Source organism: Micrococcaceae bacterium Sec5.8 (assembly GCA_039636775.1).
Lineage (GTDB): Bacteria > Actinomycetota > Actinomycetes > Actinomycetales > Micrococcaceae > Arthrobacter.
In genome coordinates, this window is sequence record CP143429.1 from 2,608,782 (window position 1) to 2,624,107 (window position 15,326).

The 15,326-nt window shown below is 63.9% G+C and carries 16 protein-coding genes; 2 read left to right on the top strand and 14 right to left on the bottom strand.

All coding sequences use genetic code 11. The features are described 5' to 3' along the window. Positions 1-445 precede the first annotated feature (445 nt). The 3 genes from VUN84_11985 to VUN84_11995 form a co-directional block, all read right to left on the bottom strand. Positions 446-1,072, bottom strand: coding sequence for a hypothetical protein (locus VUN84_11985; GenBank protein XAS63029.1), 627 nt, complete (start codon positions 1,070-1,072; stop codon positions 446-448). Between the two features lie 315 nt (positions 1,073-1,387). After that, the gene (locus VUN84_11990) at positions 1,388-2,194 is read right to left on the bottom strand and encodes an alpha/beta fold hydrolase (protein ID XAS63030.1); all 807 of its coding nucleotides are present in this window, start codon (positions 2,192-2,194) and stop codon (positions 1,388-1,390) included. 33 nt (positions 2,195-2,227) lie between these two features. Next, entirely contained in the window at positions 2,228-2,581 is a 354-nt protein-coding gene (locus VUN84_11995) for an ATP/GTP-binding protein (protein XAS63031.1), read from the bottom strand. A 59-nt stretch (positions 2,582-2,640) separates the two neighbouring features. Here VUN84_11995 and nucS point away from each other — a divergent pair, with 59 nt between their 5' ends. Together nucS and VUN84_12005 are read left to right on the top strand one after the other, a co-directional pair. After that, positions 2,641-3,336 carry an endonuclease NucS gene (nucS, locus tag VUN84_12000; protein ID XAS63032.1) on the top strand — a complete coding sequence of 232 codons (696 nt, stop codon included), beginning with the start codon at positions 2,641-2,643 and terminating at the stop codon, positions 3,334-3,336. Positions 3,337-3,601: 265 nt separating this feature from the next. Next, the gene (locus VUN84_12005; GenBank protein ID XAS63033.1) at positions 3,602-3,805 is read left to right on the top strand and encodes a cold-shock protein; all 204 of its coding nucleotides are present in this window, start codon (positions 3,602-3,604) and stop codon (positions 3,803-3,805) included. Between the two features lie 76 nt (positions 3,806-3,881). Here VUN84_12005 and VUN84_12010 read toward each other — a convergent pair whose 3' ends face one another. The 11 genes from VUN84_12010 to atpB form a co-directional block, all read right to left on the bottom strand. Continuing rightward, the gene (locus VUN84_12010) at positions 3,882-6,380 is read right to left on the bottom strand and encodes a DUF2156 domain-containing protein (protein ID XAS65843.1); all 2,499 of its coding nucleotides are present in this window, start codon (positions 6,378-6,380) and stop codon (positions 3,882-3,884) included. A gap of 44 nt (positions 6,381-6,424) precedes the next feature. Then, complete coding sequence (locus VUN84_12015) at positions 6,425-7,804, bottom strand: alpha/beta hydrolase-fold protein (GenBank protein XAS63034.1); 1,380 nt, start codon at positions 7,802-7,804, stop codon at positions 6,425-6,427. A gap of 4 nt (positions 7,805-7,808) precedes the next feature. Then, positions 7,809-8,240, bottom strand: coding sequence for a DUF2550 domain-containing protein (locus tag VUN84_12020; protein XAS63035.1), 432 nt, complete (start codon positions 8,238-8,240; stop codon positions 7,809-7,811). Positions 8,241-8,250: 10 nt separating this feature from the next. After that, the gene (locus tag VUN84_12025; GenBank protein XAS63036.1) at positions 8,251-8,535 is read right to left on the bottom strand and encodes a F0F1 ATP synthase subunit epsilon; all 285 of its coding nucleotides are present in this window, start codon (positions 8,533-8,535) and stop codon (positions 8,251-8,253) included. Position 8,536: 1 nt separating this feature from the next. Further along, complete coding sequence (atpD, locus tag VUN84_12030; GenBank protein XAS63037.1) at positions 8,537-9,991, bottom strand: F0F1 ATP synthase subunit beta; 1,455 nt, start codon at positions 9,989-9,991, stop codon at positions 8,537-8,539. Between the two features lie 79 nt (positions 9,992-10,070). Then, positions 10,071-10,964 carry a F0F1 ATP synthase subunit gamma gene (locus VUN84_12035; GenBank protein ID XAS63038.1) on the bottom strand — a complete coding sequence of 298 codons (894 nt, stop codon included), beginning with the start codon at positions 10,962-10,964 and terminating at the stop codon, positions 10,071-10,073. 76 nt (positions 10,965-11,040) lie between these two features. Continuing rightward, positions 11,041-12,678 (bottom strand): F0F1 ATP synthase subunit alpha, encoded by a 1,638-nt coding sequence (atpA, locus tag VUN84_12040; protein ID XAS65844.1) that lies wholly within the window; start codon positions 12,676-12,678, stop codon positions 11,041-11,043. An 81-nt stretch (positions 12,679-12,759) separates the two neighbouring features. After that, on the bottom strand, positions 12,760-13,584 hold the full coding sequence (locus tag VUN84_12045) for a F0F1 ATP synthase subunit delta (GenBank protein XAS63039.1): 825 nt from the start codon (positions 13,582-13,584) through the stop codon (positions 12,760-12,762). Further along, a complete protein-coding gene (locus VUN84_12050) occupies positions 13,584-14,135 on the bottom strand; it encodes a F0F1 ATP synthase subunit B (protein XAS63040.1) in 552 nt (183 codons plus the stop codon). The genes VUN84_12045 and VUN84_12050 overlap by 1 nt, the downstream gene beginning before the upstream one ends. A gap of 54 nt (positions 14,136-14,189) precedes the next feature. Continuing rightward, the gene (atpE, locus tag VUN84_12055) at positions 14,190-14,408 is read right to left on the bottom strand and encodes an ATP synthase F0 subunit C (protein ID XAS63041.1); all 219 of its coding nucleotides are present in this window, start codon (positions 14,406-14,408) and stop codon (positions 14,190-14,192) included. An 80-nt stretch (positions 14,409-14,488) separates the two neighbouring features. Next, on the bottom strand, positions 14,489-15,289 hold the full coding sequence (gene atpB / locus VUN84_12060; protein XAS63042.1) for a F0F1 ATP synthase subunit A: 801 nt from the start codon (positions 15,287-15,289) through the stop codon (positions 14,489-14,491). Positions 15,290-15,326 lie beyond the last annotated feature (37 nt).

The following is a 15,326-nucleotide window of genomic DNA, read 5'->3' on the forward strand; positions in this document are numbered from 1 at the left end:
GGGAATCGGTCCCTTCACTATCGGGGTGGCCCTGTCAAAACCGCATGGCTGGGCAACTGCCGTCCTGGCGGCATCCATCATCATCTTTTGCGTCCTCCCGCTCCTCGTATCACGTGGGTCAAGGGTGACTATCGACGTATACACCCGCTGTGGAAGTCGGGGCCTTTGTGAACTGCTTGCGGCCCGGCGCGGTCTGGTAGTGCTGCCCGTTGTGCTCGAGGAGGCGCTGGTCTTCCATTCTCTTCCGGAGCGGGTACAGCGGTCCGCCTTTGATACGGGTGACGCCGTGCTGACTGATACGACCGCCCCGGCCCGGGTGCCTCGACGCTTCAGTACGGGGGCCTGATAGCGGCTACAGGTTCTGCAGCAACGGACTGCCTGGATTGAACTGTTCGACCCGCACAGAGCCCCCTCAGCGAGCCCGTTGACCACCGATGATTGAGCCTCAGAGTCTGCGGGCTGCGTGGACATTCCTTATACCTGCGATGATCAACACGGCCGGTACGATCAGGATCCCGCCTGTGAAGGCGAGGATGAGGAAGGCAGTGCGTGGGGTGGATCCGGCATCCTCCTCCCTGTATTCGTGGAAGAGGATGAACTGCTCGGGGTTGCAGGCGTCCGTGTACAACGACACAACCTCGCCCCGGCGCCAAGCCGCCGCGGGGTATTTATTCATCTCATGCCTGCGGTTATTGATCTGAGCCTGGATTGTCCGGCCCTTAACCGTGTATTCGATAGCTGCGGTGGTCTCAGTGATGTAGTCCCAACCCGAGCTATTTCCGGGAGCGCTGCCCGAGAGCTCTTTTGAACGCTCCACGGTCACGGTCCTGACCGTCGCAGGCACGGGAATGCCCTCGGTTTTCATTTGGGTGTAATTGCGTTGTTCCGAAAATTCCTGGGAGACATGGAACGCGCCCACGCCGAGGACAATGACGGCCAACGCCGCACCGATCCAGCCGATGATTCCCGCCCGGCGGGCGATACGTTCACCGTCCCAGCCGGGCGCAAAGTAACCGGCGCCCTTCCCATCAGGCGTTCGTTCCCATTCACGTCCTCCTCGGCGCCCGTCCATCCGGCCTCCCTGCAGTCGGGCTGGGGCCCCACAGTCCCAGTGGGTCCGGCTTCGAAACGTCTGCAGTGCCGCCGGTCCCCGTCTTACTCAAGATTCCTAGCCAAAGATCACTTCTTCAGGCAGCTTGTGAGGCACGGAGGAATTGTGCAGAGCTGGTGTTTTGTGGCCACGTCACGGCCCGGATCGCCACCAGCGCCCGGCGCATCCGTCGTCAGCTGCCCGGTTCCTGGCCCTGGCAAAATCCCAGGCAGGCCTTGTTCGACTACCTCTACCCGCCTGAACCCGGTCAGCCCAGCCGGATCGGGGAATCAAGCCTTAGGCGTGCGCTGTGGCGACCGGTCCGTCCCATTGCAGGGGCAGCCCGGACGGTGCTCCGCCGGGGAGCGCCGGCAGAACCTCATCGACGATCTCATTAAGGACGCGGCCGGCGTACTTCTCCCCCACCCACAGGTGTTTGGCACCGTCCACGCCCACCACCCGGGCCTGCTGCACCACGTCGAAGCGCTGCGCGGCCTCGGCCGGCTGGAGGTAATCGTCGAACTCAGGAACCAGAACCTTGAGCGGTTTGCCGGACGCCGCCCACTCCAACAGGTGCACGTCGGCGGCCCGGTGCAGCGGCGGTGACAGCAGGATGGCGCCCTGCACCTCCGAGGCCACCGGCTCGGACGCCCCATACATGAGGGCCAGCTCGGTGCCAAAGGACCAGCCTACGAGCCAGCGGTTCGGCAGCCCGCGGTCCACGGCGAACTGCACGGCCGCCTCGACGTCGAGGCGTTCCCCGATCCCCTCCTCGAATGCTCCCTCGGACGTTCCCCGTGGCGAGCCGGTGCCGCGGGTGTTGAACCGGAGCACGGCGATTCCGGCCAGGGCGGGCAGCCGGTAGGAGGCCTTCCGGTAGATGTGGGAGTCCATGAACCCCCCGTGGGTCGGCAACGGGTGGAGGGTGATCAGGGTTGCCTTGATGTCACCGGATTCCGGGAGGGCCAGCTCGCCGACGAGCCGGTGCCCGTCGCCCGTGCGGAGCTCCACGTTCTCGCGGCGGGCCGGCAGCACCGTGGAGGCCCGGATCGCGGTGGGGGCGGCTGGCTGGCTGAAGACGTACGACGCCGGATCAAAACTCATGCAACCAGCTTAGCGACAGCGGCCACCCACTTCTCAGCGGTAGCGGTAGCTGCGCGACGCCCAGCAGTTGGTGTGCCAGTGCCGGCGCTCAGCAAGCCCGGCTGCCGCCCCAAACAAGTGGTCTTCCGACCAGACCACAAGGTGCGCTACTCCGGGCAGCACCGCCGTCGAGCAGCCGGGACAGATGTACGTCTTCTCCGCGCGCCCGGCGGTGATGGGCCGGACCGCCCACTCCCCGTCCGGCGCACTCTCCCTGCGCGCGAACCCGGTGCGCGCGCGCTCCAGGTCAAGCTCAGGCACCGGGCCGCCTTTGGCTCCGGGTCTGGCTGCATTACCGGACCCGGCCCGGCCCGGGGCAGCGCGGCGGGGTCGGTTGGAACGGGGCATGGTTCCATTCTGCCCCAGTCCGGGTGTCCCCTGCCCCGGTAGACGGTAGTGTTGTGCGGGTGCGTTTAGTCATAGCCCGTTGCTCCGTTGATTATGTCGGCCGGCTCAAAGCCCATCTTCCACTGGCCACCCGGCTCCTGCTGGTCAAGGCCGACGGCTCCGTGCTGGTCCACTCCGACGGCGGATCCTATAAGCCGCTGAACTGGATGAGCCCTCCGGCGTCCCTGCGGGTTTCCACTCCGGACGAGGTGGAGGTGGAAATCGGCGTGATCGAGCAGTGGACCGTTCAGTCCGCTAAAACCGATGACCGGCTGATCATTAATATTCATGAGCAGCTTCACGACACCTCCCATGAGCTCGGCCAGGACCCCGGACTGATCAAGGACGGTGTGGAAGCTGACCTGCAGCGCCTGCTGGCGGACCAGATAGAGCTCCTGGGCGCCGGTTTCTCCCTGATCCGCCGCGAGTACTTCACAGCGATCGGTCCGGTGGATATCCTCGCGCGGGATTCCACTGGCGGCACGGTGGCCATCGAGCTCAAACGCCGCGGCGACATTGACGGCGTCGAGCAGCTCACGCGCTACCTTGAACTGCTCAACCGCGATCCGCTTCTCGCACCGGTCCGCGGCATTTTCGCCGCCCAGCAGATCAAACCCCAGGCGAAGGTCCTCGCGAACGATCGCGGGATCGACTGCGTCACCCTCGATTATGATGCCATGCGCGGTGTCGACGACGTCGAATCCCGGCTCTTTTAACCCGCCGACACCATTCGTCGATTCTTTGTACAAAATTTGGAGAATTGTGCTCCCTGCCCGTTGACCTGGCGCAACGGGCATGAAATTCTTATACGAGTCTTTGTGTAGGTGTTTTTCATGCTCGCAAGACGTGTTGCGAGCGGAAAGCGCCTGCCGCCTAAAGTCCGGCTTCCCCGGTCCTAGAGCCACGGTTCTTCTCGCGGAGTGACCAAGCCCGGCACGCAGCGTGCCGTACTTAATCAATTTCCACAATCAGGAGAAATACATGGCACAGGGAACCGTCAAGTGGTTTAACGCTGAAAAGGGCTTCGGCTTCATCACCCCGGATGACTCCGACGGCGATGTCTTCGTTCACTACTCCGAGATCCAGACCGGTGGCTTCAAGACCCTCGACGAGAACGCTCGCGTTCAGTTCGAAATCGGCCAGGGCGCCAAGGGTCCGCAGGCCACCGGCGTAACGCTGGTCTAATACCCCGCAGCAGAACTGCCAGCGGCAGTTCCGCGCAGAAATGGTCCCCGGCTCGTACGAGCCGGGGACCATTTCTTTAGCGCACGAGGCTTCTCAACAGGCGCGCGCTTTGCCGCACCGAGAGGCCCGGCAGGTACGCCCGGCTCAGTGCCCGTCCCATGGCGGGCAGCTGCAAGGGATCCTGGTAATAAAGGTAGAGCGTCCGGTATTCCGGCTGGAAACGGGATTTGAAGGACGCCAGTGAACGGAACCCGTACACCGGCTCCAGCGCCTTTCCGACCACGTCGAGGATCCTGGCGAGCGACTCGGAACCGGAGTCCTCGCCGGCCACGTCCGCCGCATCCTTCGCCAGCGGCGATCCGGACAAGGAAATGACCTCCACCGAGCTGCGCAGCTCCAGCACCGCCGAAGCGATCAGAAACTCCATCACGCCGGAAAATGCCCCTCCGCGCCTGCGCATGAAGTCCAGCGTCCAGCTCACCAGCCGGCCGTCCGCGTGGACCGGCAGCCAGCTGGTCACCCCCTGGACCTGTCCCTCGGCGTCCACGGCGAGGCAGCACAGCACCTCTTCGTCCTCCAGCTCGTCGATGCCACCAAGCGTGAAACCCATCTCCGGGACGGACTTTTGCGCGGCCCAATCCTCCGAGACTTCACTCAGCTGGGCCCGCACGGCCGGCGCGAAGTCAGCGTAGCGGCCCCACACCGCGTGCACTCCGGTCTTCGCGGCCCGGTTCAGGGCGGTCCGGACGTTCTGCCAGTCCTTGCCTTTGAATTCAAGGGAGCGCACGGCCAGCCTGGTCTCCTGAGCCACCGCGACCCGACGGAAGCCCCGGCCCTTCAACAACGGCCACAGTGCATCCGTGCAGGAATAGAAACACGGGATGAGGGCATGATCGGTGCAATACCTGATAAAACCACTGGCGGCCTCCCCATGGCAGGCGGCCGGGCCGAAGGGACCCGCCAGAGTCAACGCGACGTTGCCGTGCTGCTGATAAGCCACTCCCCCGCGGCCCTCCGGGGCGAACCAGTATTTGTTCGGCTCCCACAGCGCCATCCAGGACAGCGAGTCGCCGCCCTGGCGGATCAGGCTGCGGGCAATATCGCGATCCCCCGCACCGGCGTCGGTGCGGTGCAGCCGGTGCTGCAGGACGATCCACACAGCAATCAGGGCCACCGCCCAGAAGATGATGCCGGAGGTGGCGAACAGGAACGCCTCGGCCGGATGCCGGCCCTCAAAGATGCGGCTGTAGGTTCCCGGGATGGGAAGCGGCAGGTACTGGCGGGAAAGTTCGGCGGCCAGGCCCAGCAGGCCGCCGTCGCGGTCCATGCCTCCGGCGGCCAGCCAGACGCCGGTGTAGGCGCTGGCCAGCACCAACCAGGTGCCGCCGACCACCACGGCGAGGGCCCGGCGGGCGCGGGGACCCGTTTCCACGCGGAACTGCCGCCGGTTGGCTGCCAGGAGAACAACGAGCACCAGCGGAACAATGACCAGCGGGAGCACGTGAACAAAACTTGAGCCCATGACACCGGTGCGGGGCCGGCCGGAGTCCTGCGGAATCCGCGCGAAGAGGGACAGATACACGGCGGCCAGTGCCGTGACGGCGAGCTGGACGGTGATCGCGATCCGCAGGGCCAGTCGCCGGCCATGGCGCATGCCGTCCGCACAAATGAGCAGCAGCACCACCGGAACGACGGCCAGCGCCAGGCCCAGCGGCCCCGCGAAACCGGCCCGCCCTGCTTCCAGGCAGGTGACGTCGATGGCACCGCCGCAGTACTGTTCGAGTTGGTTGAGCGTGGGCAAGGGATTCAGGACGACGTCGCGCAGCAATGCCAGCGGCCCGGTGGGGCTCCGGACGGTGGCAGTGACGATGGGACCGCTGGCGAAAATCGCCACCGTGAGCGCGAGCAGGTTCCTCGTTTCGCGTCCCGTGGAGCGGTGGCGGTGCAGGGTGCCCTTGTCGCCCTGGATCCACCAGCCGGCGGCCAGTCCTGCCAGTGCCCCGGTGAAGCCCACAACGGTCTCGGCATGCCCGACGTACAGCACCAGCATGAGCGAAATCGACACCACCGTGGTGCGCAGCCGCCGCTGCCACAACGTGGGCAGCAGGCCGCTGGAGGCCAGCGAAACCGCCAGCACCGCGGCGTACGGACCCATGAGCCGGGCATTGACCATGCGGCCGAGCCAGCCGTCGTCAGCGTAATGGGCAAGTTGTGTCACCAGCAGGAAGAGGGTCACGGCCGCGAACTGCGCAGCGAAATAGAAAACAGCTGTCCGCAGGCTGCCCAGCTGCCGCTCAGCGAGGCCCAGAAGAAGCAGAATCATCAGCGCCGCCGCAGCATACGCGGGCGGGTTGGTGGCAAAGAACAGGGAGGTGAACAGGGACCACCAGTGCCCGGCTTTGAGTCCCTGGGCGCTAACGGAGGCGACGCCAAGCAGCGATTCCGGCGGCCCGTTGAGGAAACTGCCGGTGACCGCCCCGGTCAGCAAAAAACCAGCCAGGACCGCCAGGGTGAACGGTATGGCCCGCAGCTTGCCCAGGGACCGTCGCAGAGTCTCCCCCGCAAGTTCCAGCAGGGAGCCGACACCGGAGATCTGCCGGTGGCCCGTTCCGGTCCGGCTCACGGGGTGATCCCCCACCGGGACGCGAGGAACTCAAGCCCTGACGGCAGCCCTTTGGAGCCGGTCTCCCAGGAATGCCCGGCGCCGGCAATCCTGCGGGTAGCCACGGTGAAACCGGCATCGCGGGCGGCCGCGGACAGGAGATCCATGTAGCCGACAAACTCGGAGTCCCGCTCGCCGGCGCCAAAGTAGATGGCGTGCCCATCAAAGCGGCGGTCCATCATGAGACGCAGCGGCGTCTGGCGGTCGAAGGCTTCAGCATCGCCACCGAAAGCCACAGCGATGGTCTTGTCCCGCTCCTTGGCGAGGGCGGGTTCGCGTTCACTGGAGAAAGCCAGGGCGGAGCCGTAGACGTCCGGGTGCCGGGTCACCATTTGCAGGGCGCAGGTAGCTCCGAAGGAGAATCCCCCGGCCGCCCACAGCCTGGGATCGGGATCAACCTCCAGGGTCCGGTTAATCCAGGCCGGCACGTCCACGGCGAGGAACGTGTCGGCCTGCGCGATTCTGCTGTCCATGCAGAGGGTGTTGCCTGCGGACGAACCGTTGGGGTCCACCACCACCACCACCGGAGCCACGCCGTGGTGTTCTGCCGCGAACCGGTCCAGGCGGCTGCGAAGCGCCCCCCCGGTAAGCCAGTCCGCCGGCGCCCCGGGCTGCCCGGCGAAGAGAACCAGCACGGGCAACGCCGGCCGGGCATCGGTGCGGTACGCCGGCGGCAGGTAAATGTACGCCTCCCGGCTCTGGAAGCCGGAACTGGTGCCCGGAATGGCGGCACGGCGCAGCACGCCGCCGTCGGGCAGGTCAGCGGGCGGGACCCACTGGGACAGACTGCTGCCCGGCGCGCCTCCCGGGGCACGGCGCAGCGAATCCTCCAGCGGGGGGATCCGCGCCACGGCTGTGCCTGTCAGGTCACTCACCGTGTGGTTGAGGCCAAAGTAGGCGTTGATCTGGACGGCGGAAAGCAGCACAACGCCGAACAGGGCGGCCGTCGACACCGCCGTCGTGCCGACCGAGCGCCGCAACCCGGACCGGCCGTCCGTGCGCCCGGCGCCCCGCCAGGTCCGCCACAGGTGCAGGATCCACAGCAGCAACGCCGTGACCCCGGGCAGGGACCAGGCGAGGACCTCGGGCGGAAGCTCGCCGGGGAAAACCGAGAAGAGGTAGATCAGCGTCCAATGCGCACCGGCCAGCAGGGCAGCGGCACACAGGAGGCAGCCCGCGACAGGCAGCACGAAGGCCAGCCAGCGGGGGACGGCGGGACGGCGGGTGCGGAACAGTCCGCCCTGCCGGAGGAAGTAGAAAAGGCCGGCGGCACCGGCAACCCAGGCGACCAGCAGCACCGGTCCGTCGACAATCCGGAGGTCCTCAAGAAAGTCCACCGGGCTAGCGCCAGGTGCCGACGCCGATGACCGGGCCGGCTTCAAGCCAGGAGGACAATCCCGTGTAGGCATCGAATCGCATGGCGAGCCGGATGTCACCGCCCTCGTATCGGAGCTCCACGATCACGGCGTCCGGCTGGACCTGAACGAGCTCGGACTCAGTGGGTTTACGTCGGGCGATCAGCTCCAGCGAACTGCGGCGGAAGGTGTGCTTGGGCCGCGTGCTCAGCGAGGCGAGACGGTACCACTCGAGGTCGTTGTCCTGATAACGACAAACCCCCATCTGCCAGTTGTTTCCAACCGTGCAAATGGAGGCGTCCACCGTGCCCAGGGCACGCCGCAACGTGAAGCGGCGCACCCCGGAGAGGCACAGTGCTAAGACCAGCAACGCAAAGATCGTCGCCAGAATGATGAACGGCCAACCCATATCGTTCATCAAGGTCGTGCTAGCGGATCCCCGCAGTAGCCGCGTCGCCCATTTGGGCGTTGTCAGCAACAATGACGACCCGATTGTTGTCGACGGAGAAGAACCCGCCGTCCACAACTACAGCAATACGGTCACCGGAGACCGGCTGGATGGCCAGTTCACCTTCGGCCAGAATCGCCAGCAGGGGCGAGTGGCCGGGCAGGATTCCGATTTCACCATCGCTGGTGCGGGCCTTGACCATGGTGGCTGCCCCGGACCACACGAAGTGGTCCGCTGCGACAATTTCAACCTCAAGCTCAGCCATATTACTTGGTCTGTTCCTGGATCTTGGCCCACTGGCGCTCAACGTCATCGAGGCCGCCGACGTTGAAGAACGCCTGCTCCGCGATGTGGTCCAGCTCGCCGTCGCAGATCGCGGTGAAGCCTTCAACGGTGTCCTTGATGGTCACGGTGGAGCCCTCGACGCCGGTGAACTGCTTGGCGGTGTAGGTGTTCTGCGAGAGGAACTGCTGGATGCGGCGTGCGCGCGAGACGACGATCTTGTCTTCTTCAGAGAGCTCGTCAACGCCGAGGATGGCGATGATGTCCTGAAGCTCCTTGTTCTTCTGCAGGATCTGCTTGACGCGGACGGCCGTGTTGTAGTGGTCGTTACCGATGTACTGCGGATCCAGGATGCGGGACGTCGACGTCAGCGGGTCAACGGCCGGGTACAGACCACGGGAAGCGATTTCACGGGAAAGTTCCGTGGTCGCGTCGAGGTGTGCGAAAGTCGTGGCCGGCGCCGGGTCGGTGTAGTCATCTGCGGGAACGTAGATGGCCTGCATCGAGGTGATCGAGTGGCCCTTGGTGGATGTGATGCGCTCCTGGAGGAGGCCCATCTCATCTGCCAGGTTGGGCTGGTAGCCCACGGCCGAGGGCATCCGGCCGAGGAGGGTGGAAACCTCGGAACCTGCCTGGGTGAAGCGGAAGATGTTGTCGATGAAGAGCAGCACGTCCTGGTTCTGCACATCGCGGAAGTACTCCGCCATGGTCAGTGCGGACAGAGCAACGCGAAGACGCGTTCCCGGCGGCTCATCCATCTGGCCGAAGACAAGGGCAGTGTCCTTGAGGACGCCGGCTTCTTCCATTTCAACCCAGAGGTCGTTGCCTTCGCGGGTACGCTCGCCCACGCCGGCGAACACCGAGGTGCCGCCGAAGTTACGGGCCACACGGGTGATCATTTCCTGGATCAGCACGGTCTTGCCGACACCGGCACCGCCGAAGAGACCGATCTTGCCACCCTTGATGTACGGGGTGAGAAGGTCGATGACCTTGATGCCGGTTTCCATCATCTCGGTGGAACCCTCAAGCGTCGCAAAGGCAGGAGCCTTGCGGTGGATGGGCCAGCGCTCGGTAATTTCGAGCTCCGACTCAGTCACGTCAAGCGGCTGTCCGAGGACGTTGAAGATGTGTCCCTTCACGACGTCGCCGACAGGCACGGAGATCGGGGCGCCGGAGTCCACCACAGCGGTGCCGCGGACAAGTCCGTCGGTCGCCTGCAGGGAGATGGCGCGAATAACGTTGTCGCCGAGGTGCAGAGCAACCTCGAACGTGATCGTCTTGGTCTCACCGTTGAGGGTTACCTCGGTGGTGAGTGCGTTGTAAATCGAGGGGATTGCGTCAGCCGGGAATTCGACGTCGACAACCGGGCCAATAACACGTGCAATACGGCCGGTAGCACCGGTCGTCGCGGCTACGTGTTCGGTAGCTGTGGCAGTCATCTCTCTCACTTCACTCAGTAGATGGCGTTGGGGTTAAGTTTACTTTGGTGCAGGTCCAGCTGGATCCGGGCTCGTGGGGCTAGGACGCGTTCAACGCGTCGGCACCGGCCACGATCTCGGAAAGCTCCTGCGTAATTTCAGCCTGGCGGGCAGTGTTGCGCAGACGCGTGAACTTCTTGATGAGCTCCGTGGCATTGTCACCGGCGGACTTCATTGCCCGCTGGCGGGCAGCGAGCTCCGAAGCTGCTGCCTGCAGCATCGCGGCGAAGATACGTGATTCGATGTAGCGCGGCAGTAGAGCGTCAAGGACCCGCTCCGTTTCCGGCTCGAACTCATAGAGCGGCAGGAGGTCCGACTCGGACGCCGCCGTCTCTTCGACAACCTCAAGCGGGAGAAGACGGACAACCGTCGGCTCCTGCGTGACCATGGACTTGAAGCGGGTGTAGACGACGTGGATTTCGTCGACGCCTCCCTCTGCGTAGTCGGTCGCAAAGTCAGCCAGCAATGCCTCGCCGATTTCCTGGGCCGTGGCAAATTCCGGCGCATCAGTGCCGCCGGTCCAGACACGCCCGTACGGACGGTTCCGGAAGTCGAAGTACGCCTGCGCCTTGCGGCCGACCAGGTACATCTTGACTTCTTTGCCCTCCTCGACGAGCAGCTCGTTAAGGCCTTCCGCCTGCTTGAGCACGCTGGCCGAGTACGACCCTGCAAGGCCACGGTCCGAGGTGATTACCAGGACGGCGGCCCGGCGGATCTGCTCCGGCTCGGTGGTCAGCGGGTGGTCGATTTCGCTCTGGCTTGCGACAGCAGAAACGGCACGCGTGATGGCGTTTGCGTAAGGCAGTGAAGCTGCTACGCGTGCTCGGGCCTTGCCGATGCGCGAGGTAGCGATCAGTTCCATCGCCTTGAAGATCTTGCGCATCGACGTCGTCGAGCTGATCTTCTGGCGGTAGACCCGGATCTGGGCTCCCATACTTATCCTTTCCTAAGATCCCGGTGGCCGGGACTGCCGGAACCCGGTGGGGTTCCGGCAGTCCCTGCCAGCGGAACTAGCGCTTCTGCTTGACGATTTTTTCCTGGTCGACCTGTGCCTCGTTGATGGCGGCATGTTCTTCGTGCCCCGCACCTACCAGGTGGTTGTCTCCCTCGCCGAAGAAGCCTTTTTTGAAGTCCACGATCGCGGTCTTCAGTGCTTCTGCAGTGTCATCGCTCATGACGTTGGTCTGGGCCAGCGTCGTCAGGATGGAGGACTTGTGCTTGAGGTGGTCCAGGAACTCGGTTTCGAACCGGTTGATGTCCTCAACCGGCACATCGTCGAGGTGACCGTTGGTGCCGGCCCAGATGGAAACGACCTGATTTTCAACCGGGAACGGCGAGTACTGGCCCTGCTTGAGCAGTTCCATCAGGCGCGCACCACGGGTCAGCTGCTGGCGCGATGCGGCGTCGAGGTCCGACGCGAACATTGCGAAAGCCTGCATGTCCCGGTACTGGGCCAGTTCCAGCTTCAAAGTACCGGAGACCTTCTTCATGGATTTGACCTGGGCGGCGCCACCGACGCGGGAAACAGACACACCCACGTCGACAGCCGGACGCTGGTTGGCGTTGAAGAGGTCCGACTGCAGGAAGATCTGGCCATCAGTAATGGAGATCACGTTGGTCGGGATGTAGGCCGAGACATCGTTTGCCTTGGTCTCGATGAGCGGCAGGCCGGTCATCGATCCGGCACCGAGCTCGTCGGAGAGCTTGGCACAACGCTCCAGCAGGCGGGAGTGCAGGTAGAAGACGTCGCCGGGGTAGGCTTCGCGTCCCGGCGGGCGGCGGAGCAGCAGTGATACTGCACGGTAGGCCTCGGCCTGCTTGGAGAGGTCATCAAACACGATGAGGACGTGCTTGCCGCCGTACATCCAGTGCTGGCCGATCGCCGAACCGGCGTACGGTGCCAGGTACTTGAAGCCGGCGGGGTCGGACGCGGGGGAAGCCACGATCGTCGTGTATTCCAGGGCGCCGTTGTCCTCGAGGGTCTGACGGACAGCCGCGATTGTTGATGCCTTCTGGCCGATGGCTACATAGATGCAGCGCACCTGCTTGTTGACATCCCCGGAAGCCCAGTTGGCCTTCTGGTTGATGATCGTATCGATGGCAATTGCCGACTTGCCGGTCTGGCGGTCACCGATGATCAGCTGGCGCTGGCCGCGGCCGATCGGGATCATGGCGTCAATCGCCTTGAGGCCCGTCTGCATCGGTTCGTGGACCGACTTGCGCTGGGTCACGCCGGGCGCCTGGAGTTCCAGCGCACGGGTGGTTTCTGCCTTGATCTCGCCAAGGTCATCGATGGGCTCGCCCAGCGGGTCAACCACGCGGCCGAGGAAGGCGTCGCCTACCGGTACGGACAGAACCTGTCCGGTGCGGTGGACTTCCTGGCCTTCTTCGATTCCCGTGAAGTCACCGAGGACGATGACGCCGATTTCGCGGACGTCGAGGTTCTGGGCCAGGCCCAGAGTGCCGTCTTCGAAGCGAAGCAGCTCGTTCGCCATGACCGAGGGAAGGCCCTCAACACGGGCGATGCCGTCACCTGCGGTTGTTACACGGCCGACCTCTACGCGCTCGGCGTTTCCGGGTTCGTAGGACGCCGCGAACTCGTTCAACGCATTACGGACGTCGTCGGCGTTGATGGTCAATTCGGCCATCTGCAGTCCCTGCTCTCCTGTTTTCGTGATCATCGTTGCTCACGATGACCGGGGTTTCGTTTAGTTGTGCTGGCCGGCTGGTTAAGCAAGCTGGCGGTGAAGCTGGCCCAGGCGGGCGAGGACCGAAGCGTCTACCACTTCGTCGCCAACCTGGATCCGGATGCCACCGATTAGTGCCGGGTCAACGTTCATGTTGATCTTGAGCTCACGTCCGTAGAGGGCATTAAGCCCCGTCTGCAGACGGCTGGTCTGGGTCTCCGTCAACGGACGGGTGACATGGACCGTTGCAATCCAGCGCTGCTGGCGCTTGGCTGCAAGCTCCGCGAAACGACGAACCAGCTTGGTGACCTTCAGGCCGCGGGGCTGCGAAACTGCTTGTCCCATCAGGACCTTCGCTTCCTCACTTGCACCGGGTACCAGCTTTTCGGCGAGGGCTACTTTCGCAGCCGGGCTTGCCTGCGGTTCGGCCACGGCACGCTGAACCTCGTGGTTGGCATCGACGGTCTGGTTGAAGGAGAACAGATCGTTCTCCAGCGTTTCCAGCCCGGTGATGCCTGAGGCAGAGACGGCAGACTTGTTCTCAGCAACGGCAATTACCACCGAAGCGGCAAGAGTCTCGAGTGCATCGCCGATATCCCGGGCGGAGGCCCAGCGCGAGCCGGCCAATCCGCTCGCGATTTCCACAGCGTCCGCGGAGACTTTCCCGCCGAAGAGCTGCTTGATAAGCGCCGACTTTTCGTCACCGCTGCGGGACGGGTCAGTCAGCGCCCGGCGCAAACCGGCCGAACTGTCCACCGTGCCCAGGATTCCGAAGAGTTCCTTAGCCAACGGCAGCGAGGCGGAAGGAAGCTTGGCTTCCAGTGCCACCAACGCCGCAGTGAGCGATTCGCTCGATACACCTGCCATTACTTCGCTGCACCTGCGTTCTGGTTCTCCAGATCTGCCAGGAAGCGGTCAACCACACGGGCCGAGCGCGCATCGTCCTCGAGGGACTCGCCTACGATGCGGCCTGCCAGGGTGGTGGCAAGCGTGCCGACTTCCGAGCGGAGCGACACAACGGCCGCCTGACGCTCGGACTGGATGGCTGCGTGGGCCTGTGCCGTGATGCGGGCAGACTCTGCAGCTGCCTTCTCCTTCAGATCCGCAAGGATCTGAGCGCCTTCGGCACGTGCTTCCTCGCGGATGCGGTTGGCCTCGGCACGGGCATCAGTGAGTTGCTGCTTGTACTCTTCGAGTGCAGCGGAAGCCTCTGCCTGGGCCTTTTCAGCCTTGGCGATGCCGCCTTCGATGGCCTCGGCACGCTCTGCGAAGGTCTTCTCGAACATCGGGACAACGTACTTGACCACGATGAACATGAGGACAGCAAAGCCTACGAGGACGACAAACATTTCCCAGATGTTGGGAACGAGGGGGTTGGTCTCACCCTCGGTGGCGGCTGAGATGATCAGCTGCTTCATATTTCACCCGTCCTTTTCTACTCGGTTCTGGATGTTCGCTCGGGTTCTGAAGGTTTACTTGAGAACGAACGCGAAGACCAGGCCGAGGATGGCGAGGGCTTCAGTCAGTGCAAGGCCAAGGAATGCGATCGGCTGGAGAACGCGCTGGGCTTCCGGCTGACGTGCGACGCCGTTGATGTAAGCAGCGAACACGAGACCCACACCGATACCACCGCCGATGGCCGAGAGGCCGTATCCGATGAGGTTGAGGGAGCCGTTGATGGAGCCTTCCATTTTTCTTCCTTTCAAGATGCCACCCGTGTGGCAGGTTGTTTGGGTTGCTTCATCCCCCGGAGGGGAAGTTTGTGGGTGCCTTAGTGGCTGTCGGCGTGCAGTGCGCCTTCGATGTAAATCGCGGTCAGCAACGTGAACACGTACGCCTGCAGTGCCATGATCAGCGCCTCCAGCATGTACATCGCGATCGAGCCGGCCAGGACCAGCACCGAGGCGCCCTTGAGCAGGACGTTCTCCTGCATGATCAGGAACTCGATGCCGGAACCGGCAATCATCACGATCAGGTGTCCGGCCAGCATGGTGGCGAACAGTCGGAGGCTGTGTGTGACGGGCCGGACCAGGAAGTTGGAGATGATCTCGATCGGAATGACGATCGGAAGGATGTAGATCGGAACGCCGCTGGGCACGGTGGCCAGCTTGAAGTACTTCAGGCCGTTCTTCTTGACACCGATCGCGATCCACGTGATGTAGACGATCGCTGCAAGCACGTAAGCGCCGCCGACGTGCGAGAAGCTCGGGAGCTGGATCACCGGGATCGCGCCGTAGATGTTGTTCACCAGGATGAAGAAGAAAAGGCTGAACAGCAGCGGGACGTACTTCATGAAGTCTTTGCCGCCGATAATGTCCTTGGCGATGCCGTTGCGGACGAAGCCGTAGGCGGCCTCGCCGGCGAACTGCAGCTTGCCGGGGACGAGCTGGCCCTTACGGGCAGCTAGCAGAAAGAATGTGGCGATAATGACGACCGAAAAGATTACCAGCAGCATCTGCTTGGAGAATCCATCGGCCGCACCCCAGGGCAGAATAGCCGGCAGGTGCAGTTGTTCAATTCCTGGAGGAGTAAACTCCCCTGAATCTTGGGCCGGGAGCGCAAGCGCGATCAACGCGTTTCCTCTCTGCAGTGTCCATCATTGGGCGTTG

Coding starts and splice junctions, on each gene's coding strand:
- atpD (XAS63037.1), bottom strand. CDS start 9,991: ATGACTGCCACAGCTACCGAACACGTAGCCGCGACGACCGGTGCTACC.
- VUN84_12005 (XAS63033.1), top strand. CDS start 3,602: ATGGCACAGGGAACCGTCAAGTGGTTTAACGCTGAAAAGGGCTTCGGC.
- VUN84_11985 (XAS63029.1), bottom strand. CDS start 1,072: ATGGACGGGCGCCGAGGAGGACGTGAATGGGAACGAACGCCTGATGGG.
- atpA (XAS65844.1), bottom strand. CDS start 12,678: ATGGCCGAATTGACCATCAACGCCGACGACGTCCGTAATGCGTTGAAC.
- VUN84_12050 (XAS63040.1), bottom strand. CDS start 14,135: ATGAAGCAGCTGATCATCTCAGCCGCCACCGAGGGTGAGACCAACCCC.
- VUN84_12035 (XAS63038.1), bottom strand. CDS start 10,964: ATGGGAGCCCAGATCCGGGTCTACCGCCAGAAGATCAGCTCGACGACG.
- VUN84_11995 (XAS63031.1), bottom strand. CDS start 2,581: ATGCCCCGTTCCAACCGACCCCGCCGCGCTGCCCCGGGCCGGGCCGGG.
- atpE (XAS63041.1), bottom strand. CDS start 14,408: ATGGAAGGCTCCATCAACGGCTCCCTCAACCTCATCGGATACGGCCTC.
- VUN84_11990 (XAS63030.1), bottom strand. CDS start 2,194: ATGAGTTTTGATCCGGCGTCGTACGTCTTCAGCCAGCCAGCCGCCCCC.
- VUN84_12025 (XAS63036.1), bottom strand. CDS start 8,535: ATGGCTGAGCTTGAGGTTGAAATTGTCGCAGCGGACCACTTCGTGTGG.
- VUN84_12045 (XAS63039.1), bottom strand. CDS start 13,584: ATGGCAGGTGTATCGAGCGAATCGCTCACTGCGGCGTTGGTGGCACTG.
- VUN84_12020 (XAS63035.1), bottom strand. CDS start 8,240: ATGAACGATATGGGTTGGCCGTTCATCATTCTGGCGACGATCTTTGCG.